Below are 296 nucleotides of genomic sequence, written 5' to 3' on the forward strand. Positions count from 1 at the left end.
GTCTTGGCGCGAGCGCGGTACTGGTCCCAGGTCCAGCCGGCTGGCAGGTAACCGTTGAGCGGGTCGTGGGCGCTGGTCTGGTCGGTGACCATGTCCGGGCGCACGCCGCGCTTGACCAGTTCCGGCAGGATTTCTGCCGCGTTGCCCAGCAGGGCGATGGAGATCGCCTTGCCTTCGGCGGTGTATTTGGCGATGCGCGCCAGCGCGTCGTCGAGGTCGGTGGCTTGCTCATCGACATAACGGCTTTTCAGGCGGAAATCGATGCTGACCTGCTGGCATTCGATGTTCAGCGAGCA

Annotated in this window: 1 pseudogene; it reads right to left on the reverse strand. The window is 64.5% G+C overall.

The features are described from left to right. Positions 1 to 296, reverse strand: a pseudogene (locus ACM6IR_RS25120) (urocanate hydratase); the annotation flags it as partial.

This window comes from Pseudomonas sp. IT-P253 (assembly GCF_949768125.1).
Classification (GTDB): domain Bacteria; phylum Pseudomonadota; class Gammaproteobacteria; order Pseudomonadales; family Pseudomonadaceae; genus Aquipseudomonas.